At 70.6% G+C, this 20,525-nt stretch carries 16 protein-coding genes; 7 read left to right on the top strand and 9 right to left on the bottom strand.

All coding sequences use genetic code 11. From position 1 onward, the window contains the following. Positions 1 to 22 precede the first annotated feature (22 nt). The 3 genes from BLW84_RS32655 (at position 23) to BLW84_RS32645 (ending at position 4,652) form a co-directional block, all read left to right on the top strand. Complete coding sequence (locus tag BLW84_RS32655) at positions 23 to 2,746, top strand: ATP-binding protein (RefSeq protein WP_093273323.1); 2,724 nt, start codon at positions 23 to 25, stop codon at positions 2,744 to 2,746. 103 nt (positions 2,747 to 2,849) lie between these two features. Continuing rightward, positions 2,850 to 3,746: an alpha/beta fold hydrolase gene (locus tag BLW84_RS32650; protein ID WP_093273388.1), complete on the top strand. Its 897-nt coding sequence runs from the start codon at positions 2,850 to 2,852 to the stop codon at positions 3,744 to 3,746. Positions 3,747 to 3,920: 174 nt separating this feature from the next. Beyond that, positions 3,921 to 4,652 (top strand): methyltransferase domain-containing protein, encoded by a 732-nt coding sequence (locus BLW84_RS32645; RefSeq protein ID WP_218157563.1) that lies wholly within the window; start codon positions 3,921 to 3,923, stop codon positions 4,650 to 4,652. Here BLW84_RS32645 and BLW84_RS32640 read toward each other — a convergent pair. From BLW84_RS32640 to BLW84_RS32625, 4 genes are all read right to left on the bottom strand, one after another. Further along, on the bottom strand, positions 4,647 to 6,272 hold the full coding sequence (locus BLW84_RS32640; RefSeq protein WP_093273318.1) for a (2,3-dihydroxybenzoyl)adenylate synthase: 1,626 nt from the start codon (positions 6,270 to 6,272) through the stop codon (positions 4,647 to 4,649). The genes BLW84_RS32645 and BLW84_RS32640 overlap by 6 nt on opposite strands. A gap of 1 nt (position 6,273) precedes the next feature. After that, positions 6,274 to 6,495: an acyl carrier protein gene (locus BLW84_RS32635; RefSeq protein WP_093273316.1), complete on the bottom strand. Its 222-nt coding sequence runs from the start codon at positions 6,493 to 6,495 to the stop codon at positions 6,274 to 6,276. Between the two features lie 29 nt (positions 6,496 to 6,524). Continuing rightward, entirely contained in the window at positions 6,525 to 7,760 is a 1,236-nt protein-coding gene (locus tag BLW84_RS32630; RefSeq protein ID WP_093273313.1) for a wax ester/triacylglycerol synthase domain-containing protein, read from the bottom strand. Between the two features lie 262 nt (positions 7,761 to 8,022). Continuing rightward, positions 8,023 to 8,967 (bottom strand): NAD(P)/FAD-dependent oxidoreductase, encoded by a 945-nt coding sequence (locus tag BLW84_RS32625; protein ID WP_093273386.1) that lies wholly within the window; start codon positions 8,965 to 8,967, stop codon positions 8,023 to 8,025. A 499-nt stretch (positions 8,968 to 9,466) separates the two neighbouring features. On the opposite strand from BLW84_RS32625, the gene BLW84_RS32620 reads away from it, so the two are divergent. Next, on the top strand, positions 9,467 to 10,744 hold the full coding sequence (locus BLW84_RS32620) for a C39 family peptidase (protein WP_093273311.1): 1,278 nt from the start codon (positions 9,467 to 9,469) through the stop codon (positions 10,742 to 10,744). A 246-nt stretch (positions 10,745 to 10,990) separates the two neighbouring features. Here the strand turns inward: BLW84_RS32620 and BLW84_RS32615 are convergent, their stop codons facing one another. Continuing rightward, positions 10,991 to 11,584 carry a protoglobin domain-containing protein gene (locus BLW84_RS32615; protein ID WP_093273309.1) on the bottom strand — a complete coding sequence of 198 codons (594 nt, stop codon included), beginning with the start codon at positions 11,582 to 11,584 and terminating at the stop codon, positions 10,991 to 10,993. 399 nt (positions 11,585 to 11,983) lie between these two features. Between BLW84_RS32615 and BLW84_RS32610 the strand changes: the two genes are divergently transcribed. Further along, complete coding sequence (locus BLW84_RS32610; RefSeq protein ID WP_093273307.1) at positions 11,984 to 13,003, top strand: sodium:calcium antiporter; 1,020 nt, start codon at positions 11,984 to 11,986, stop codon at positions 13,001 to 13,003. 1 nt (position 13,004) lies between these two features. Here the strand turns inward: BLW84_RS32610 and pqqC are convergent, their stop codons facing one another. The 3 genes from pqqC to BLW84_RS32595 all read right to left on the bottom strand — a co-directional run bounded on the left by pqqC (position 13,005) and on the right by BLW84_RS32595 (position 16,095). Continuing rightward, positions 13,005 to 13,688: a pyrroloquinoline-quinone synthase PqqC gene (pqqC, locus tag BLW84_RS32605; RefSeq protein WP_093273304.1), complete on the bottom strand. Its 684-nt coding sequence runs from the start codon at positions 13,686 to 13,688 to the stop codon at positions 13,005 to 13,007. Positions 13,689 to 13,762: 74 nt separating this feature from the next. Further along, positions 13,763 to 15,448: a PQQ-dependent dehydrogenase, methanol/ethanol family gene (locus BLW84_RS32600; RefSeq protein ID WP_177226813.1), complete on the bottom strand. Its 1,686-nt coding sequence runs from the start codon at positions 15,446 to 15,448 to the stop codon at positions 13,763 to 13,765. 182 nt (positions 15,449 to 15,630) lie between these two features. Further along, a complete protein-coding gene (locus BLW84_RS32595; protein ID WP_093273302.1) occupies positions 15,631 to 16,095 on the bottom strand; it encodes an MSMEG_3727 family PQQ-associated protein in 465 nt (154 codons plus the stop codon). Between the two features lie 548 nt (positions 16,096 to 16,643). Between BLW84_RS32595 and BLW84_RS32590 the strand changes: the two genes are divergently transcribed. After that, complete coding sequence (locus tag BLW84_RS32590; RefSeq protein WP_093273299.1) at positions 16,644 to 18,476, top strand: phosphoenolpyruvate carboxykinase (GTP); 1,833 nt, start codon at positions 16,644 to 16,646, stop codon at positions 18,474 to 18,476. Positions 18,477 to 18,636: 160 nt separating this feature from the next. Beyond that, entirely contained in the window at positions 18,637 to 19,956 is a 1,320-nt protein-coding gene (locus BLW84_RS32585) for an MFS transporter (RefSeq protein ID WP_093273297.1), read from the top strand. A gap of 73 nt (positions 19,957 to 20,029) precedes the next feature. On the opposite strand, the gene BLW84_RS32580 is transcribed toward BLW84_RS32585, so the two are convergent. After that, positions 20,030 to 20,500: an Hsp20/alpha crystallin family protein gene (locus tag BLW84_RS32580; RefSeq protein ID WP_245761547.1), complete on the bottom strand. Its 471-nt coding sequence runs from the start codon at positions 20,498 to 20,500 to the stop codon at positions 20,030 to 20,032. Between the last annotated feature and the right edge of the window lie 25 nt (positions 20,501 to 20,525).

The raw sequence follows: 20,525 nt of genomic DNA, 5'->3' as shown, positions 1-20,525 counted from the left end.
TCACCTGCTGGAGAATCGCCTCGTGTTGTACGGGCGCGCGGTGGAGCAGGCCGCTATCGATGAGTTGACCGGCGCGGCTCGGGGCGGCACCGGCCGGGCTCTGGTTCTGCGTGGCGAGGCCGGTGCCGGGAAGTCGGCCTTGCTGGACTACGCCGCCGCTGCGCCGATGCGCGTGCTCCGGGCCACCGGGGCCGAGCCGGAGGCGGACCTGGCCTTCGCCGCCCTGCACCAGCTCCTGCTTCCGGTGACCGATCTGCTGGACGCCCTGCCCGAGCCGCAGCGCGACGCCGTCCGCGGCGCGCTGGGCCTGGCGGCTCCGCCGGCCGAGGACGCGCGGTTCCTCGTCTCCGCCGGAGTTCTCTCGCTGCTGGCCGAGGCCGCCGCCGACGGCGGTCTGCTCTGCCTCGTCGACGACTTCCAGTGGTTCGACCGGGCGTCGGCCGACGCGATCCTCTTCGCGGTCCGGCGGCTGCACACCCACGGCGTGGCGGTGCTGATCGCCGTCCGCGACAGCGCTGGACTGGTCGTGCGCGACATCCCGGAGCTGCGCGTCGGTGGCCTCGACGAGAAGAGCTCGGGCGAGCTGCTCGCCGGGTGTTCCACCGCTGTTCCCTCGGCTGCCGTGAACGAGCGCCTGGCCGCGTTGACCGGCGGCAATCCGCTGGCGCTGCGGGAGGTCGCCGGGGCGCTGACGCCCGACCAGCTCGCCGGGCGGGTGCCGCTCCCCGATCCGCTGCCGGTCGGCGCCGGGGTCGAGCTGTTCGGCCGCCAGGTGGCGGAACTGCCCGAGTCGACTCGGCTCGTGCTCCTGGTCGCGGCCGCCGAAGGTTCCGGCGAGCTCGGCTTGGTGCTCGGTGCGGCGGCCCGGCTCGGCGACGATTCGACGGCCGCGCTGGAGGCGGCCGAGACCGTCGGGCTGATCATCGTCGAGGGCTCGTCGGTCCGGTTCCGGCATCCGCTGGTCCGGTCCGCGGTGTACGCGGCGGCGACCTTCGCACAGCGGCAGGCCGTGCACGCGGCGCTGGCGGAGGCGTTGGCGGAGGCCGGAGAGCTCGATCGGCGGGCCTGGCACCGGGCCACCGCGACGGCCGGGCGGGACGCGCAAGTCGCCGACCAGCTCGCCGAGGCAGGCGAAAGGGCCCGGGCGCGAGGTGGTTTCGCCGACGCGGCCGCCGCGCTGGCTCGGTCGGCGGAGCTCACGCCCGAACCGCCGGTGCGGGCCCGGCGGCTCACCGATGCGGCGACGGCGGCCTGGCTGGGCGGGCTGCCGGGGCGGGCGGAGAGCTGCCTGGCCGAGGCACGGGAGCTGACCGACGACCCGCGCCTGCTCGCCGAACTCGCGCAGCTGCACGGCCGCTTCGAGCTCACCTCGGGCGACGCCGCCGCAGCTCAGCGCGTGTTCACCGAAGGCGCGCAGCGTGCCAGAGAAGCCGATCCCGCCCGCGCTCTTCAGATGCTGGGCGACGCCGCCGAGGCCGCCGCCAACGTCGGTGACGTCGCCGCGACCGTGCAGATCGGCCGGTTCGCGGAGACCTACGAGGACACCGATCCGTTCTTGCGGGACATCCTCGTCGGCGTGGCGGCGCTGCACACCGGCGATGCTGAGCGGGGCGTGCCGTTGCTGCGCGGCGCGCTCGCGCGCACCGATGGGCTCGACCGTGCCGACCGGCTGCTGTGGGCGTCGGTCGCGGCCGGTGAGCTGGGTGAGATCGACAGCGCGGCCGAGTACATCATCCGCGCCGGCCAGGTGGCCCGCGTCTCCGGCATGACCGGGCAGCTGCCGATGGTCCTGGAGATCGTGGCCCGGGCCGAGCGCATCAGCGGCCGCCTCGCCCTCGGCGCCGCGATCTCCGAGGAAGGGCTCGCGCTAGCGCGCGACGCCGGGTACACCAACTCCACCGCCGGTCACCTGGCCAACCTCGCGGTGGTCGCGGCCGCCCGGGGCCGGGAAGCCGACTGCGAGCGCTACGCGCGGGAGGCCCTGGCCATCGCCATCCCGCACCGCATCGGGCTGCAGGCGAGCGTCGCGAGCTACGCCCTGGGAATCCTCGACCTCGGCCTGGGGCGTTTCGCGGCGGCGCACGGCCGTTTCGAGTCGCTGGCGGGCGCCGGCCCCGGGGCGGGGCACCCGGTCACGACCCTGCGCTCCACTCCCGACCGCGTCGAGGCCGCAATCGGTTGTGGCGAGCCGGCCGCCGCACGCACCGCGCTAGCGGCGTACGAGCGCTGGATGGCGAACGCGCGCACTGCGGAGTCACAGGCGCTGCTCGCCCGCTGCCGTGCACTTGTCACCGAGGACGGCGAGGAGGCGCTCCCGCTGTACGAGGAGGCGCTGCGCCTGCACGCGGGAGACGGCGGTTCGCCGTTCGAGGAGGCCCGAACCTCGCTCCTCTACGGGGAACGCCTCCGTCGCGCGCATCGGGGAGGCGACGCGCGCCTGCCGCTGCGCACCGCGTTGGAGACCTTCCAGCGACTAGGCGCCGAGCCGTGGGCGGTTCGCGCGCACGACGAGCTGCGCGCCGCCGGCGAGTCCGCGACGCGGCACGAGGTCGACGCCCTGAGCACGCTCACCCCGCAGGAGCTGCGCATCGCGCGGTTGGTCGCGGACGGTGTGTCCAACAAGGAGGTGGCGGCCCGCCTCTTCCTGAGCCCCCGAACCGTCGAGTACCACCTCTACAAGGTCTACCCGAAGCTCGGCGTCGCCTCCCGCACGGAGCTGTCCCGCCTGGTCAACGCCGCCCGGTGAGCCGATCCCGGTACTGGCCGGCACGTGCCCAGTGGTCCTACGGATGGCACCGGCCGCGCACTGGACCAAGCTTCTCCTCACCGAGAACGCGAAGGAGCAACGCATGACCGAACGCATGATCACCAACGGGAACGTCGAGCTGTGGACCGAGGAGTTCGGCGACCCGGCCCACCCGCCGGTGCTGCTGGTGATGGGCTCGATGTCGCAGGGCGTGCTCTGGCCGGACGGCCTCGTCGGCCGGCTCGCCGCCGCGGGCCGCCGGGTCATCCGGTACGACCACCGGGACACCGGGAGGTCCAGCGCGATCGACTTCGAGGCCGATCCCTACACCTGGGCCGACATCAAGGACGACGTCCTGGCGGTGCTCGACGCGTACGGCATCGACCGGGCGCACATCGTCGGCCACTCCGCCGGCGGGCTGCTCGGCCAGTGGATCGCGGCCGAGCAGCCGGAGCGGGTGCTGTCCCTCACCGTGATCGGGTCTTCGCCGCTCGGCCGCGGGGAAGGCGTCACGCTGATGCGCGCGCTGATGGGCGAGGAGCCGCGGCCAGGTGAGCTCCCCCGCCCCAACCGGGAGTTCATCGAGCACTTCGGCAGGGCCGCGGTGAGCCCGCCCGCGCCCGACCGGCGGTCCCAGATCGACTTCGCGATCGAGACCGCGCGGGTGCTGCACGGCCCGGCGATCCCGTTCGACGAGGACGAGCAGCGGCGGTTGGAGGAGCACATCTTCGACCGGGACCGCGATCCCGCGACGGTCGCCAACCACCGGCTCGCCGCGATGTCCGACTCCACCTTCGAGCCGGTCGGCGCGCTCGCCCGGATCGAGGCGCCGACGCTGGTCATCGAGGGCACGCACGAACCGGCGAAGCCGGGCCACGGAGCGCTGATCGCCGAGGAGATCGCGGGCGCCGAGCTGCTGGTGGTCGAGGGCATGGGCCACACACTGCCGCCGCAGGTGCACGAACCGCTCGCCCGGGCGATCCTCGCGCACACCTCCTGATCTCGACGCGTGCCTGCCCGAATCCGCCTGCTGGGAACGATTTTCATGCTCTCGGATGATTGAAGCGTGCCGAGTGGTCCTCAAGGATGAGTACCACGAAGCCTCTCCTGCCCGATGCGGGCAAGAACGCAAAAAACAATCGCGATCGCCGTAGTGCGTTAGGAGAATTCCCAGATGTCCACGGGAGAATTGTCCCGGGTGCCCGGAGTAGTTCAGCAATCGTCGTTCGACGTGGGCATGCGGCTGGCGCAGCGGCATGGCGAACTCGAGGGCCGGCCGGCGGAGTTCGACCTGCTCGGGCTCCGGTGGGATTTGCTGCCGGAGGTGTTCGCACCGATCCACACGGCGTCCACCGAGCTGTTCGCCCGGTGGTTGCCGTATCCGAGCGGTGGCAAGTTCCTCGAAATCGGTTGCGGCGCAGGGGTGATCGCGGTAAACGCGGCGTTGCACGGCTGCGCCTCGGTGTCCGCAGTGGACATCGTCCCGGCGGCGGTGCGCAATACCGAGCTGAACGCCGCCCGGCACGGGGTGGCGGACCGAGTTCGGGTGCTCGGCAGCGACATCTTCGACGCCTTGGACCCTGACGAGCGCTTCGACGTGGTGTTCTGGAACTCCAACGTGGTCCCGGCACCGGCGGACTTCGACTGCACCATTCCCACGCAGCGCGCGATCTTCGACCCCGGCTACGCCGCGCACAAACGCTATCTCCGGGAAGGGATAGCGCGGCTGACCGAGAACGGGCGGCTGTTCCTCGGCTTCAACAGCCTCGGCGACATCGCGCGGCTGCGAGCGCTCGCGGCGCGGATGGGACTGCGCGCCACCGAGATGCAGCGGGCGACGCACCGGACCGGGAACGCCCCGGTCACCTTCCAGCTCCTGGAGATCACCGCCACGAACCGGCTATGACCGCGCCGCCGCCGCGGCTTCGCGCAGGGCGGCGCGGTCGAGCTTGCCCATCCCGATCAGCGGCATCGCGTCGAGGAGCTCCAGCCGCTCGGGCATCTTGTACCGGGCCACCCCGCGGGATTCCAGGTGCAGGCGCACTTCCCGCAGTTCCGGGACGACGTCGCCGGCCGGCACCACGTAGAGGCACACGATCTCGCCGTGCATCGGGTGCGGGCCGGCGACGGCCGCCACCTCGGCGATGTTGGCCAGCTCCCGGACGAGCTGTTCCAGCTCCTCGGCGCAGATCTTCTCGCCGCCGCGATTGATCACGTTCTTGAGCCGCCCGACGACCTGGAGATCACCGCTCGGCAGCTGCCGGACGAGGTCGCCGGTCCGGTAGAAACCTTCTGCGGTGAAGGCGTTTTCGGTGGCCGCCGCGTCCCGGTAGTAGCCGCCGATCGTCGCCGGGCCTCGCGTCAGCAGCTGCCCTGGCTGCCCGGGCGGAACGGGTTCGCCGCCGTCGTCGACGATCAGCACCTCCTCTGCGGCCGAGACCGGGCGCCCCTGCGAGGACGACACCACCTTCGCCGGATCGTCGAGACTGGTCGCGTTGATCAAGCCTTCCGTCATGCCGTAGACCTGCTGCACGACCGGCCCCAGCACTGAACGCGCCCGCTCCGCCGCGGCGGGTTCGAGCTTGGCGCCCCCGATCTGGACCGCGACGAGGCTGGACGTGTCGAAACGCTCCCCGTCGAGCACCGCCAACCACTGGCCTAGCAGCCCCGGCACCGCAGCGGAATGAGTCACCCGTTCCTGCTCGATCAGGCGCAGCGCACGACGCGGGTCCTCCGCGCTGCCGAGCACGACCGTCCCGCCGGCGACTAGCGCACCCAGAATTCCCGGGCAAGACAAGGCGAAACCGTGCGCGACGGGCATGACCGCGAGGTACACGGTGCTCACGTCGGTCCGGTTCACCACCGAGGTGGTCCGGATGATGTGGCCGAGGGACTCGTGGGTGCGGGCGATCACCTTGGGCGGCCCGGAAGTTCCGCTGGAGAGCAACAGCACAGCCGCGTCCTGCGGCCGTGGCCGATCGATGGGCGCCGCGTCGCAGCCGGAAGCGCTTGGCCTGCACAGTTCGGTCAGGTCGACGATGTCGCTTCCGGACGGCGGTTCGTCGCCCGCGAGCAGCAGCATCTCGAGGTTCGGGTGCCGGGGGCGGAGTTCGCGGACCATCGCGAGGTGGTCGAACCGACGCGTCCGGTGCGGCAGCGCCATCGCGCGGCTGCCGGTCAGCTTCAGGATGCGCTCGACCTCGTACGACCGCAGCGTCGGGAGGAGGAGCATCGGCAGCGCGCCGATCCGCAGCAGGGCGAGCAGGAGTACGACGAACTCGATGTCGTTGGGCAACTGCACCGTGATCGTGTCGCCACGCCGCACGCCTCGTGCCGAGAGCCCTCCGGCCGCGCGTTCGACGGCGGCGGCCAGCTCCTCGTAGGTCATCCGCCGGTCACCGGACACCAGCGCGCACTTGTCCGGAAGGCCTTTCCCGTGGCGCAGAACGAGTTCGTGCAACGTCTCGGGCCGCCACCACCCGGCCTCGCGATAGCTCCGTGCGCGTTCTTCAGGGATGCCGGGCACTTCAACGCCCTTCGATGAGGACGTCGAGGTCGGCCACGGAGAAGTCCGCCGCGCTCCACAGGTCGATCCGCACGCCGAACCGGCGCTCCAGCTCCAGTTCGAGCGCGGTGATCTCGGTGGAGTCGAGGCCCAGGTCGGCTTGCAGCCGCGTGTCCGCCTGGATCTCCTCGTCCGCCACGCCGAGGCCCCGGAAGATCTCGTGCAGGGCAGTCTCGTTCCGCATGTCCAACTCCTGTTCCGAGGGGTTTCCGCTCACTTGTCCGGTTCGAGCTGCGCCGCGAGGTCGGCCAGCAGCGCGAGCTCCCGCTCGACGGCGTCCGCCAGCGACCGGGCGTCGCCGGATCGGGTGTTGCTGAGCACGCTGAGGCTCAGAGCATCGGCGAAGCCGACGAGGGAGACGCTGATCGCCCCCGGCGCGGGAATGTCCGGCATCGCGACCACGCGTCGCAGGGGCGCGCCGTCGAGCGCCCAAGCGCCAGGTGTCCACCGGAGCGTGGTGCATTGCACCGACGCGAAGTTGGCCGAGGTGAGGAGCGCGGTGGCGGCGCGAAGCGCCCAGGGCCCGAGGGTCAGCGCGGCGTCGAGCAGCCGCGCGGCCCCGTCCACGGAGTCCGCGCGACCGGATGTGAGCACTCCCCGGCACGCCGCCAGACGATCCTCCGGGCGGTCCGCCGCGACGGGCAGCGGAACGCGCACGCCCGTGAGGATGTTGCCGAGTTCCTGCGCGTTCTGCCCTGTTCGACGGTTCTTGGGCACCACGGCGTACAGCTCGCCCGGCTTCCCCGGCCAGTTGTGCGGGCGGCCGAACACGCTGCGGACGGCGCCGGTCGCGGTGGCGAGCAGGACTTCCGTCGGAGTCGCGCCCTCGCCGGGCAGTGCGCTGCGAACGGCGCGCAGTCGTCCCGAGTCCACCGATGCGCAGGCCAGCTCCGGTTCGGGATCCGCGGCGGGCAGGCTTCGCCCGCCGACCAGCACGTTTCGCAAGGTGCTCATCGCGGTTCGCCGGAAGGGTGTCGATTCGGGCGCGGCGCCGGTTCTGGTCCGGGCGCGGGGCTCAGGGCCGTCCAGCAGGTGGCAGAACAGGATCTTGCAGGATTCCATGTCGAGCACCGCGTGGTGCGCGATCAGGACCAGGGCGAATCCGTCGCGCGACGGCTGACGCACCAGGTGCAACCGCCAGGGCGGGATGTCCCGCGCCAGCGGCTGGATCGCGAGGGAGCCGAGGAGGGCTTCGAGTTCCAGGTCGCCGCCTTCGACGACCTGGAGCCGCGGGTCGAACCGGTCGAGCGCCGTCCAGCGCCGGCGCCGCAGGTGGCTCTCCTGGGCCGGAAGCACCCAGCGCAGCCGGGAGAACGGGCCCCAGCGCTCGGCCACCCGCTCTCGCAGCACGGTGATGTCCGGGGGCGCACCGGAGAAGAGCGCGGCCACTCCAGCGGGTTCGACGCCGCCGGCCAGGAGTTCTTCGGTAGCTGACAGGAAGTCGTCCATGCTGCCCTTTTCTCGAATTCCGCCGAATCCATGTGTATCCAGGCGGTAATCGAGCAGCAACCTGATTCGCCGAACAAACCTCCATCGAGTAGCACCCGACAGGCCACCCACAATCGCAAAACCGACTCATATTTGCCGGTTCCCGGCGACGAGATCTCCGCCTCGCGGCGGAATTGCGGGCCGGCGCACCGATTTCCGGCACGCGACCCGGCAATCCTCGATCACACCCGCCGACGGCCGGGACCGGCCCAGAACCGGCTCATCACGGACGGTTCGAACGGTGCTCCACGACGGCCTGCTCGACGTCCTCCGCCAGCAGGTAGTGGTTCAGCGCGATGGCGGCGGTCGTGCCCGCACCGGCGGCGGTGAGCAGTTGGGCCGGGTTGTCGACGACGTTGCCCGCCGCCCACACCCCCGGGACGCTCGTGCGCCCGGAGGGATCAACGGAGACCCAGCCGTTCTCCCCGAGCTCGCAACCCAAGCCCTTCAGCAACCCGTCCTGCGGCACGAACCGGGGACCGACGAACACCACCGCCCGCGGCACGACCTCGCCATCGGCCAGCTCCACGCCCCACACGCCGTTGTCGTCGGCGAGGACTCCCGCCACTTCGCCCGCCACGATCCGCACGCCACGGGCGGCCAACCGCTCGCGCTCCTCGTCGTCCAGGACGATCCGGTTCGGGAAGAAGACCACGTCGGACGACCACTGCCGCACCAATTGCGCCTGGTGCACGGTGAACGGCCGGTTCTCACCGCCGACGACTCCCAGCGGCAGATCCCTCGCCTCGTAGCCGTGGCAGTACGGACAATGCAGCACGTCGTGGCCCCACCGCTCGCGAAGCCCCGGGATGTCGGGCAATTCGTCCCGCAGGCCGGTGGCCATCAGGACCGACCGGGTCGTCAGTTCTCGCCCGTCGGCGGTGCGCACCACGAATCCGCGCTCCGCACCGCGTTCGACGCCCTGCACCCGGTTGCCGACGACTTCTCCCCCGTAGCGCGCCACCTCATCCCGGCCGACCGAGTACAGCTCCGCCGGGGACATGCCGTCCCGCGACAGGAATCCGTGCAGGTGATCGGCCGGTGCATTGCGCGGCTCGCCGCCATCGACGACGAGCACCCGCCGACGGGACCGCGCGAGCACCATCCCGCCGGTCAAACCGGCCGCGCCGCCCCCGATCACCACAACGTCGTAATCCATCGCGTCCATCGAACCCACCTCCGCAGCCGCGCCTGCGCCGTCGCCCGGCCAGGCCGGCAGCTCCATCTCTTCGATTCCGGAATTCCGCGTCGTGGCGGGGCCTGGCGATCTCGCCTCGGCCGCATCGCGCGCGAGTGCCCGCCGCCCTTGATTTCCGGGCAGCACAAGGACGTTCCGCTCGACCGGTGGTGGCGATGATTCCGCTGGTCAGTTCCGCGAACGGCGCGCGTCGCTCTCCCCAGCACTTTCCAGGCCATGTCGCCGCGACCCCGCACCGACACGGTTGAGCACCGTTGACGACAGCAGTCGGATTCGGCCGGGGCCCGGACTAGCGGGCTCGAGAATCCCCAGGTGCACTTTCCGGCCTATCCCGCCCTCACCGGCGGTCCGCACCCTAGCAAACCTCGATCACGCTCCGCATCCGCCCTACCACCGAACGTCTCATGGTCGGCACCGCGCCGGAAACCTACACTCCGAAGGATCGGGGCGGTGCCGATCGAGGTGTCCGATGCGAAATCCGGGAAAGATCTGGTTCGTCGGCGTGCTGGCGTCGACCGCGGTGTCCTGCTCGCAACCCGCGGCTCTCGACGAACTGTCCGCGATCGACTTCCACCAGTGGCGTTCCGCGGCGGACTTCCGGTCCGGCGACGCCGAAGGCATCCGCGGCGACGGGGCGGGCATCCGCATCGATCACCCGATCGGCAGCGTCGGACTTCCCGCTGCAGAGGGCGGCACGACGCGCGAGTACGAGTACGCGCGGTGGACGTCCCCACCGCACCGCATCGGTTTCGCGGCTACCCAACTGGTCGCGTCCTGGAACGCGGCCACCCCGCCCGGGACCTGGCTGCAGGTGGAGATGCGGGGCCGGACCAGCACCGGCGCGCAAACCGGCTGGTACGTGATGGGACGGTGGGCGTCCGGCGATGCCGACGTCCACCGCACGAGCATCGACGGCCAGTCCGACGCCGGCGGAACCGTCAACGTCGACACCTTCACCGCCAGCCCCGGCACGACGCTGTCCGAGTACCAGCTCCGCGCCACGCTCTACCGAGCCGCCGGGACTCCGGCCTCGCCGGAATTGTCGATGGTCGGCGCGATGGCGTCGAGGATCCCGGACCGGTTCGAGGTGCCCACCTCCGGCCCCGGCGGCGCCTGGGGCGTCGAACTCCCCGTGCCGCGCTATTCCCAGAACATCCACAGTGGACACTATCCGCAGTACGGCGGTGGCGGCGAGGCGTGGTGCAGCCCCACGTCGACGGAAATGGTCATCGAGCACTGGGGAAAGCGGCCGTCCGCGCAGGAGCTGGCCTGGGTCGATCCGCAGCACCCCGATCCGGCCGTCGAGCACGCCGCGCGCCAGACGTACGACTACGCCTACGACGGCACCGGGAACTGGCCGTTCAACACCGCGTACGCGGCCACCTACGGACTGGCAGCGCACATCACCCGGCTGCCCTCGCTGGCCGACGCGGAACGGTACATCCGCAACGGCATTCCCGTGATCACGTCGCAATCCTTCCGCGCCGACGAGCTCGACGGCGCCGGCTACGACACCGACGGCCACATCATGGTCATCGTCGGATTCACCGCCGACGGGGACGTCATCGCCAACGACCCAGCCTCCTCCGACAACGCGGCGGTCCGCACGATCTACCCCCGCGCGCAGTTCGAGAACGTCTGGCAACGCACGAAACGCCGCGACGCCGCGGGCAAGGTCGCCGACGCCCCAGGCGGCATCGCCTACATCATCGCCCCGCCCGGCCACCCGCTGCCGCCCGCCCAATGACGCACCGGCACCGCGCCCGGTCGGCGGTCAGTGCCCTTCGGCGAGGGCCGCGCCGATGAAATTGGCCGTCAGCACCGCGAAGATGTAGGCCTGCAGCACCTGTCGGGACGAGGTCCGAACCACCACGCCCATCCGGCCCAATGGCACGTCATACCGCGTTGCGCGAGCCGTTCCGCCGCGGGTGGTGGTCGGACCTACTCGGCGGCGGCCGATCCAGCACGTGCAGGCCCAGCAAGGTCCGGACGTTCACCAGTCGCCTTCGCGCACGTACGGGCGGCTCCACAACGCCACCTGCAGCGTCACTGCCTTGAACCAGGCCTGGTACATGCGTTCGACGTCTTCTTCGCCGTGCCCCTTCGCGCTCAAGAACGGCCGGATCGTTGCCGTGATCGGGTAGATGAAGGCGATGATGTGGCGAAGCGGCACCCGGTCGACCGCATCGACGTGGTCGGTCTGGTCCTTCTTCGCCCGAGTGTGGCGCAGCGCGATCTCTTGCTGGTAGTCGAGCCAGACGTCGTCGTACGGGCGTCTGCAGGTGTCGAGGATCCATTGCTCGAACCGCGCGCGGACCCGCTCCAGGTACTCCGAGTCCGGCGCGCCGCCGGGAGGCCCGAAGTAGGCGACCAGGTGCGGATGCGCGGCGACGTAGTCGTACCAGGTGGCCACGACGTCGCCGACCTGGTCGGCGAGGGCGTCACCGGCCATGCGCAGCGCCTGATCGTCCGAGTCGGCCCACAGCAGCGTCTCCTTCAGCGCGTCCAGCTCGGCGATCGTGACCGGCGAGTGCTCGAGCTGCGGCTCGCCGTACGTGTAGCCGGGAATGCGGTGTGCGGTGCCCATCGGATACTCCCTGTCGTCGACAACCCATCGCCCTGGGGAGTACCCGGATCCCTGCGCCCTATCGCCTCCCCGCAGCGGGAGATCTACGCGGCACCGGATCGGCACATTTCATCCTCCACAGTGGACAATTCAGCCGACCGGGAGCCGCGCGCATGGGCGAAGATCGTCCACTTGGGGCCTGGCGGGGTTCGAGCCGCCGAAGCCCGGTACGGCCTGATCCCGGGGTCGTGAGTACTTTGGTGTGCCATAGCGCTCCAAAACGCTCACGACCTCCTGCTCGCGGAAAAGGTGCACTCCTCGACCGGCAGTTCGAGTCCGGTCGACTTTCGGGGTGGCATCGGACGTGCTGGACTGGGTTCGGCGGGTGACGTGCAGCGGTGGCAGGGGGCGCTTTCCGTCATGGCCTCGACATTCCTCTTCGTCGCCGGGGCGGTGTTGCTGATCGGCAGCGCCGAGAAGCTCATCGGATACCTCGCCGGCGCCGCCTCCCGGCTCAGCATCTCGGTGTTCTTCCTCGCCGTCGTCTTCACCGGCATCGAGTTCGACGACATCGTGCTCGGCGTCGCGCTGAACCTCGAAGACCTCGAAGAGGTGTCGCTCGGGCTCGTGCTCGGGACCGCGATCTCGTTCACCGGAATCGTGCTCGCGCTCGCCGCGATCATCACCCCCGCCGCGGTGCGCGTCCCGCGCGACTACCTCGCCATCTTCGCGGCCGCGCCGCTGGTGCTGGCCGCGTTCGCGCTGACCGCGCCGCTCACCGCCGTCCAAGGGATGCTGTTGCTCGGGTTCTTCGCACTGTTCCTCGGCTACATCCTCGTGCAGGAATTCCGCCGGGAGACACCGACGTTCCGCAGCGCGGAGGTGTGCGGCGAAATGGTGGAAGGAAACGCCCGGCCGGGCGGGGAATCCTTCTCCGCCGAGATCCCGTTCGCCGCAGCGCGCAAGAGGCCCGGCTGGGCCAACCTCGGGTTGGCGGTGCTCGCGCTCGCCGGGCTCGTCGTCGGCGCCGCCGCGATGAGCACCGGCACCAAGGACATCCTCCAGGACTACGGGATCGCGGGCACCGTGTTCGGCGCGACCATCGTCACCCTCGTGCTGACCATCGAGGACGTCTTCCTCACCGTCGAGCCGATCCGCAAGGGCGTGCCGGCGATCGGGATCGGGAACGTCATCGGGAGCCTCGTCTTCTCGGTCACGGCGAAGCTCGGCGTCATCGTGCTCTCGGGCGGCAGCATCGCCATCGGCCCGGACGTGCTCCGGTGGCACCTGCCGGTGCTCGTCGCCATGACCGTCCTCGCCGCGTTCTTCCTGCACACCGGCCGGTTGAAGCGGTGGCACGGCTTCGCGCTGCTCGGTTGCTACGTCGCCTACTGGGTCGTCAGCTTCGCCGTGTTCGACGGCGTTCCGGTCGAGTCGTGAGTCAGTCCGGGTAGGCGTGGTCGATGGCGTCGAGGATGCTCCAGAGCACGTCGCACTTGAACGAGAGCGCCGCCACGGCGCGCGCCTGCTCGTCGGCGGACTGGCAGCGGTCGATGACCACCTGCAGGGCGTGTTCGGCGTCGCGCGGGGCCTGGGTCAGGCGGTTGCGGAAGTAGCCGAGGCCGTCGCGGTCGATCCAGGGGTAGGAGCGCTCGAACGCGGCGAGGCGCTCGGACATCAGATCGGGCGCGAAGAGTTCGGTCAACGAGGACGCCACCGCCTCGGTCCACGGCCGCGTGCGGGCGAAGGTGACGTACGCGTCCACGGCGAACCGCACGCCGGGGACGAGGTGGCGCCCGGATCGCACCTCCGCACGGCTCAGCCCCACCGCCTCGGCCAGCCGCAGCCACGCCTCGATGCCGCCTTCCCCGCCCGCCGTGCCGTCGTGGTCGAGGATGCGCCGGACCCAGCGGCGCCGGACCTCGCGGTCCGGGCAGTTGGCGAGGATGGCGGCGTCCTTGCGGGGGATGTTCTCCTGGTAGTAGAAGCGGTTCGCCACCCATCCCCGGATCTGCCGCCGCCCCAGCAGGCCCGCGTTCATCCTGATGTGGAACGGGTGCTGGTCGTGGTAGCGCTGCGCCTGGGCGCGCAGCGCGGCGGTGAAGTCGTCGGCGTCCGCGGTCACAGCACTACCACTCCGGGCGGCTTGGTCGTGTCTTACAAGCGGCGGTAGCCGCTTGCGGTGTGGAAACGCTCTCTTTAGTCCTGCGGCAGCGCGAAGGCGAAGAGGGCGTCGCCATGCGGAGCTCCCAGCATCCCCGGCAGGAATCCCTCGACCCAGGCGCCCCAGCCGACCGGCACCGCGACGAACTGCCTGCCGTCGACGCTGTAGGTCGTCGGGTTGCTGTGGTGGCCGCTGCCCGTCTGGAACTGCCACAGCAGCTCGCCGCTGCGCGCGTCGAACGCGTCGAACTCCCCGGTCGGTTCCCCGGCGAACACCACGTCGCCGCCGGTGGCCAGCACGGACGCGCACATCGGCACGTCGTTGCGCCAGCGCCACGCCTCCCGGCCGGTGGCCGGGTCGAAGGCCGACACCGAGCCCGCCATGTCACCGGAATCCACCGTGACGCTCGCGCCCCAGTAGGGGATGCTCTCCTTGAACTCCCTGCGCCGCCGCGTGACCAGGGCTCCGACGTCCTGCACCGGCACGTAGAACAACTCCGTCCGCGGGCTGTAGGCCGCGTGCGTCCATTCCTTGCCGCCGGCCGGTCCCGGCCAGAAGCGGACCTCCACTCCCTCCTCGTCCGGGTACACCTTCGGGGTCACCTTGCCGCTGGGGTCGATCTCGCCCCAGGTGATCCGGTCCACGAACGGCGCCACCCGGACCAGTTCGCCGTTCGTGCGGTCGAGGACGAAGAAGTACCCGTTCTTGTCGAAGTGGGCCAGCAGCTTCCGGCCGTCCAGCTCGAACAGGATGTGCTCCATCGTGCTGTCGTAGTCCCACAGGTCGTGCGGGTTGTACTGGTAGTGCCAGCGGATCTCGCCGTTGTCCGGGTTCACCGCGATGACGCTGTCGGTGTAGAGGTTGTCGCCCTCCCGGACGGCACCGTCGAAGTCCGGTGCCGGGTTGCCGGTCCCCCAGTACATGAGGTTCAGCTCCGGGTCGTAGGTGCCGGTGACCCAGCAGTTCCCGCCGCCGCGCGTCCACGCCGGGCCGTCCGGCCAGGTCTCGGAGCCCGGCTCGCCCGGCTTCGGCACCGTGTAGGTCCGCCAGACGTGCCGCCCGGTCTCCAGGTCGAAGGCGTCGATGTGGCCGCGCACGCCGAACTCGCCGCCGGAGCTGCCGACGATGACCAGGTCCTTCACCACCAGCGGAGCGAGCGTCGCGCTCTCCCCCGCCCGCACGTCGCCGTAGATCGCGTCCCAGACGCACCTGCCGTTGGTGGCGTCGAGCGCGAGCAGGTGGGCGTTCGGGGTCACGAAGAAGACCTTCCCCTTCGCCACCGCGACCCCGCGGTTCACGTTGCCGCAGCACAGCGACGTGTCGTACGGGACCTCGTGCTTGTACCGCCACACCTCCCGCCCCGTCCGGGCGTCCAGCGCCCAGGCCCAGCCGTCCCAGCCGGAGACGAACATGACGCCGTCCACGACGACCGGAGCGGCCTCGAAGGAATAGGTCGACGCACCCGCGTGCATCCCGGCCGAGCCGGACTGGAACACCCAGGCCGGGACGAGGCGCCGGACGTTCTCCGCGTTGATCTGGTCCAGCGGGCTGTACCGCTGGCCGTCGTAGGCGCCGTAGTAGGTGAGCCAGTTCTGCGGCTCCGAGCGGGCCTCGAGAATGCGTTCGTACGTGACGTTCTGGACCACCGGCGGCGCAGTCCCGGCCAGGCCGCTCAGCGACGCCTGGCTCACGGCATGCCCTGCCTGCACGTATTCCGCCATCACCCGCTCCTTCCTGGATCGTGTTTCGAGAGTGGTTCGCGTGGCGGTGCGGGTGGCGGAACCTCAAGCGCCTTCTCGCTGTGGCCTCGCTCGGAGAACCCCTGAGGGGTGGGCACCGCGAACCCGCGGCGCAAGCCAAGCCCCACACCGCAAGCGGCTACCGCCGCTTTTCAAACGAAGCGCTAGGGTCGCGGCTGGGCCGGGCGGTCGAGGCGGGCGTGCTCCGGGACGTCGCCGAGGACGGCGATCACGCCGACCAGGCCGCGGCCCTCGTCGTTGCCGATGGGGGACGTGTACCAGTAGTAGCCCGGGCCGTCGAGGTTGAGGCTCGCCGTGCCGCGCGACTGGACCGGCAACCAGATGAACTGCCGGTCGCCGTTGCTCGGCAGCAGCGCGCAGTGCGTGTTCTGGTCGTCGTTGACGAGCTCCAGTTCGAGGTCACCGCCGTGCGGCAGGACGAGGATCGACGGATCCCAGATCAGTTCGTCGACCGGGATCCGGACCCGCGCGTGCATCCGGCCGTCGGCGTCCTCCTCGGCGTGCCCGAGGCCGCCGTGGGCGACCAGCCGTCCCAGGGACGCCCCGTTCTGCTTGTCCAGCCCGAGTTCGCTCACCAGTGCCGACAGCTCCCTCGTGGTGGTCGCCATCGCATTCACCTCCTAGCCCCCGAAGCGATGTCCGCGCACCCGGTTCGGCGGATCTCCAGCGCAGGACCGACCGCCGTCGAGAAGTTCCCGGTGGGCGCGGAGGCGCGCCGGACGAACGGGCGGGCGGGAAATGCCACAGGGGCTTCGACACCGGTTGCCTCGCGCAACCGGCATGCACCAGCCTGCCTGGGCCACCCGACACCTCCCCGTCGCGTGGATCCCATTGCAGGTGCAGGATAGCTCTGCCGCAGCGGCTTTCGTAAGTCGATCCGAGTCGTGGAAACGCATTGCGGTGCAAGGGGAAACGATCAGCAGCACGACCGTGACGGGTGCGGCGGGCGAGGCGAACGCGGGTGCGACCGGCGCATTTGCGATGTTCGCCGCGCGCGCAGATGATGAAAGCGCCGTTCCGCGGAGCTTCGACGAGCTGTGGGGACCATGACCGCGAGGGCCCGGAACCGGTGGCGCCGACCGCTGGACGACCTGGGCACCGACGACCGGCGCCATCGTCCACAGTGCACAATCGCGCCGCCGCAAGGAGAAACATCATGACCACCACCGCGATCCCTGGCCTGGACCAGGCACCGACCACCCACCGGGCCCTCGTGGCGTGGGTGCGGGAAGTGGCCGAACTGACGACCCCGCAGCAGGTGGTGTGGTGCGACGGCAGCGACGCGGAGTGGCGCCGGCTGACCACCGAGCTCGTCGCGGCGGGCACGCTCGTGCGGCTGGCGGCGAAGCCGAACTCGTTCTGGGCGGCCTCCGACCCCGGCGACGTCGCGCGCGTGGAGGACCGCACCTTCATCTGCTCCCGGCGCGAGGAGGACGCCGGGCCCACCAACAACTGGATGGACCCGGCGGCGATGAAGGCGACCATGACGGAGCTCTACCAGGGCTGCATGCGCGGTCGCACGATGTACGTGATCCCGTTCTGCATGGGCCCGCTGGACGCCGAGAACCCCAAGCTGGGCGTGGAGATCACCGACTCCGCCTACGTGGTGCTCTCGATGCGCGTGATGACCCGGATGGGCTCCGGGGCGGTGGAGAAGTTCATCGGCCGCGACGGCGGCGAACGCGAGTTCGTCAAGGCCCTGCACTCCGTCGGGGCGCCGCTGGACCAGGGCCGGGCCGACGTGCCGTGGCCCTGCAACCCGACGAAGTACATCAGCCACTTCCCCGAGGAGCGGATGATCTGGAGCTACGGCTCCGGCTACGGCGGGAACTCGCTGCTGGGCAAGAAGTGCTACTCGCTGCGCATCGCCTCGGCGATGGCCCGCGACGAGGGCTGGCTGGCTGAGCACATGCTCATCCTCAAGCTGACCTCGCCGCACGGCACCGTCCACTACATCGCCGCGGCGTTCCCCAGCGCGTGCGGCAAGACGAACCTGGCGATGCTGCAACCCACCGTGCCCGGCTGGACGGCCGAAACGCTCGGCGACGACATCGCCTGGATGCGCTTCGACGACGACGGCCGGCTCCGCGCGGTCAACCCCGAGTTCGGGTTCTTCGGCGTCGCCCCGGGCACCGGCTACCACACCAACCCGGTCGCCATGAAGACCATCGAGCAGGGCAACACCATATTCACCAACGTCGCGCTCACCGACGACGGCGACGTCTGGTGGGAGGGCATGACCGAGCGGCCGCCGGCGCACCTGACCGACTGGCGGCGCCGCGACTGGACGCCGGACAGCGGCGAGCCGGCCGCCCACCCCAACTCCCGGTTCTGCACACCCATCGAGCAGTGCCCGATCGTCGCCCCGGAGTGGGACGACCCCGACGGTGTGCCGATCTCGGCGATCCTCTTCGGCGGCCGCCGGGCCACCACGATTCCGCTGGTCACCGAGTCGCGCGACTGGGCGCACGGCGTGTTCATGGGCGCCACGCTGTCCTCCGAGACCACAGCGGCCGCCACCGGCAAGGTCGGCGTCGTCCGCCGCGACCCGATGGCGATGCTGCCGTTCATGGGCTACCACGCCGGCGACTACTTCGGGCACTGGCTGAACACCGGCGCAAAGGCCGAACCGGCGAAGTTGCCCCGGATCTTCCACGTCAACTGGTTCCGCCGCGGCGAGGACCGCCGCTTCCTGTGGCCGGGGTTCCGGGAGAACTCGCGCGTCCTGGCGTGGATCGTCGGCCGCGTCGAGGGCACCGCGAACGGCGCGGAGACCCCGATCGGCCTGGTTCCCGCGGCGACCGATCTCGACCTGGCCGGCCTCTCCACCGACCCGGCCGACGTGGCCGCGGCGCTCGCGGTCGACGAGGCGGAGTGGCGGGCCGAACTCCCGCTGATCGAAGAGTGGTTCGGCACCATCGGCGACAAGCTCCCCGGCACCCTCCGTGAGCAGCTGGCCGAGCTCCGCGAACGCCTGGCCGGGAGCTGACGCCTCAACCATCCACTGAGGACATAGTCGCCGGCGCGGCGGCGGTGTCCCGATCGCAACGAGTCGGATACGGGTCTTCGGCATACTTGACAGCCCGGGTACGGGATTGCAGGCTTTCGATCCAAAGTTGGTTGAGTGGCTCGGCCAATGGAGGCTCGCCATGTCGAACGGCACCGATTCCCATCGGACGCACCGCCGCCGCGCCGTCATCGCCAGCACGGTCGGCACGACGATCGAGTGGTACGACTTCTTCCTCTACGGGACCGTGGCCGCCCTGGTCTTCCCCAAGATCTTCTTCCCGGGCAGCTCTCCGAGCGCCGGCGTGCTCGAATCGTTCAGCACCTTGTTCGTGGGCTTCGCCGCGCGCCCGGTCGGCGCCGCGATCTTCGGGCACTACGGCGACCGGATCGGCCGCAAGGCCACCCTGGTCACCACGCTGCTGCTCATGGGCATCGCAACGGTGCTCATCGGCGTGCTTCCCGGGTACGCCACGCTCGGCTTCGCCGCACCCGTGCTGCTGGTCGTGCTGCGCATCGGCCAGGGCATCGGCGTCGGCGGCGAGTGGGGCGGTTCGGTGCTGATGGCCATGGAATGGGGCTCCGCGTCCCGCCGCGGCCTGATGGCGAGCCTGCCGCACCTCGGCGTGCCGCTCGGCCTGCTGCTGTCCACCGCCGCGGTGGGAGCGGCCAGCGCGGCGAGCGGCGACGCGTTCGAGACCTGGGGCTGGCGGGTGCCGTTCCTGCTCAGCGTCGTCCTGATCGCGATCGGCCTGTGGGTGCGGATGCGGGTGATGGAGAGCCCCGACTTCGCCGCGGTGAAGCGGCAGCAGGCGGTCGAGCGGCAGCCGGTGTGGGCCGCGATCCGCAACCACCCGAGGGAGATCCTCACCTCCGCGTTCGTGCGGCTGGCCGAGCAGGCGCCGTTCTACCTGTTCATCACGTTCGTGCTGACCTACGGCACGAAGCACCTGGAGATGCCGCGCGGCGAGCTGCTCAACGCCACGCTGGTCGCCGCCGCGGTCGGCCTGATCAGCGTTCCGCTTTTCGGCCACCTGTCGGACCTCTTCGGCCGTCGGCTCGTCTACGGCATCGGCATCGTCTGCACCGGCCTGTACGCCTTCCCGTACTTCGCGCTGCTGGACACGCGCTCCTCGGGCCTGGTGCTGCTGGCCATCGTCGTGTCGCTGATCGTGCACGACGTGATGTACGGCCCGCAGGCGGCGCTGATCGCGGAGAGCTTCGGCACCAACATCCGCTACAGCGGCGCCGGTCTCGGCTACCAGCTCGCCTCGGTCATCGCCGGCGGCCCCGCGCCGCTGATCGCCGCGGCCATCCTGCAATCCACCGGCTCCAGCACCGGGATCAGCTGGTACGTCGTGCTCTGCGCGGTCATCTCGCTGATCGCGCTGCTGCTGATGCCCCGCCGGTCGACGCCTCCCGCCACGTCCGCGCAGGCCGACCCGCAACGCATGGAGGCATGACTCCGCTGTCCACACAGGACTGCTGCTTCCTCGTGAAGCCAGCACGAGTAGTCAGTCCAATGTAGACGCTTCCTCACTTGATCTCGATGCGGCGCGAAGTGCTCTGCTGGCTCTTGGGCACCTTCACCGAGAGCACGCCGTCCATGAGGTTGGCCTCGATCTCGTCCGCGTCGACCTCGCCGGGCAGGCTGCCTCGGAACGAGAAGCTCCCGGTGCGCCGCATCTTGCGCCGCAGCACCCCGGTGCGCTCCTTCTCCTTCAATTCGCCCGTGATCCACAACTCCTGGCCGCGGACCTCGACGGTGATGTCGTCCCGCGCCACGCCGGGCAGGTCCACGTCGAACAGGAAGGCGTTCTCGGTCTCCTCCACGTCGACCATCGGCTGCCACGCGACGCCGGTCCGCGTCATGGCCCACCCGGGGTCGAAGAGCTGCCCCATGCGATCCCACAGCTCCTCCAGCTCGCGGAACGGCTCCTGCCACGCATCCGGCGCCCCGCCCCACTCCCGGCGTTCGCCACGCCGGACGGGCATCCGCTCAGCCATGCCGATCCCTCCCCACAACACGTGC

Origin of the sequence: Saccharopolyspora shandongensis (assembly GCF_900106995.1) — a bacterium.
Taxonomy (GTDB): Bacteria; Actinomycetota; Actinomycetes; order Mycobacteriales; family Pseudonocardiaceae; genus Saccharopolyspora; species Saccharopolyspora shandongensis.
Note: the sequence above shows the minus strand (reverse complement) of the source record. Positions and strands in the feature narration are given on the sequence as shown.

Excerpts from the sequence above, each read along its gene's own strand:
- BLW84_RS32650 (WP_093273388.1), top strand. The coding sequence starts at position 2,850 with ATGACCGAACGCATGATCACCAACGGGAACGTCGAGCTGTGGACCGAG.
- BLW84_RS32645 (WP_218157563.1), top strand. The coding sequence starts at position 3,921 with ATGTCCACGGGAGAATTGTCCCGGGTGCCCGGAGTAGTTCAGCAATCG.
- BLW84_RS32635 (WP_093273316.1), bottom strand. The coding sequence starts at position 6,495 with ATGCGGAACGAGACTGCCCTGCACGAGATCTTCCGGGGCCTCGGCGTG.
- BLW84_RS32630 (WP_093273313.1), bottom strand. The coding sequence starts at position 7,760 with ATGGACGACTTCCTGTCAGCTACCGAAGAACTCCTGGCCGGCGGCGTC.
- BLW84_RS32625 (WP_093273386.1), bottom strand. The coding sequence starts at position 8,967 with ATGGACGCGATGGATTACGACGTTGTGGTGATCGGGGGCGGCGCGGCC.
- BLW84_RS32620 (WP_093273311.1), top strand. The coding sequence starts at position 9,467 with ATGCGAAATCCGGGAAAGATCTGGTTCGTCGGCGTGCTGGCGTCGACC.
- BLW84_RS32615 (WP_093273309.1), bottom strand. The coding sequence starts at position 11,584 with ATGGGCACCGCACACCGCATTCCCGGCTACACGTACGGCGAGCCGCAG.
- BLW84_RS32610 (WP_093273307.1), top strand. The coding sequence starts at position 11,984 with ATGGCCTCGACATTCCTCTTCGTCGCCGGGGCGGTGTTGCTGATCGGC.
- BLW84_RS32600 (WP_177226813.1), bottom strand. The coding sequence starts at position 15,448 with ATGGCGGAATACGTGCAGGCAGGGCATGCCGTGAGCCAGGCGTCGCTG.
- BLW84_RS32595 (WP_093273302.1), bottom strand. The coding sequence starts at position 16,095 with ATGGCGACCACCACGAGGGAGCTGTCGGCACTGGTGAGCGAACTCGGG.
- BLW84_RS32590 (WP_093273299.1), top strand. The coding sequence starts at position 16,644 with ATGACCACCACCGCGATCCCTGGCCTGGACCAGGCACCGACCACCCAC.
- BLW84_RS32585 (WP_093273297.1), top strand. The coding sequence starts at position 18,637 with ATGTCGAACGGCACCGATTCCCATCGGACGCACCGCCGCCGCGCCGTC.
- BLW84_RS32580 (WP_245761547.1), bottom strand. The coding sequence starts at position 20,500 with ATGGCTGAGCGGATGCCCGTCCGGCGTGGCGAACGCCGGGAGTGGGGC.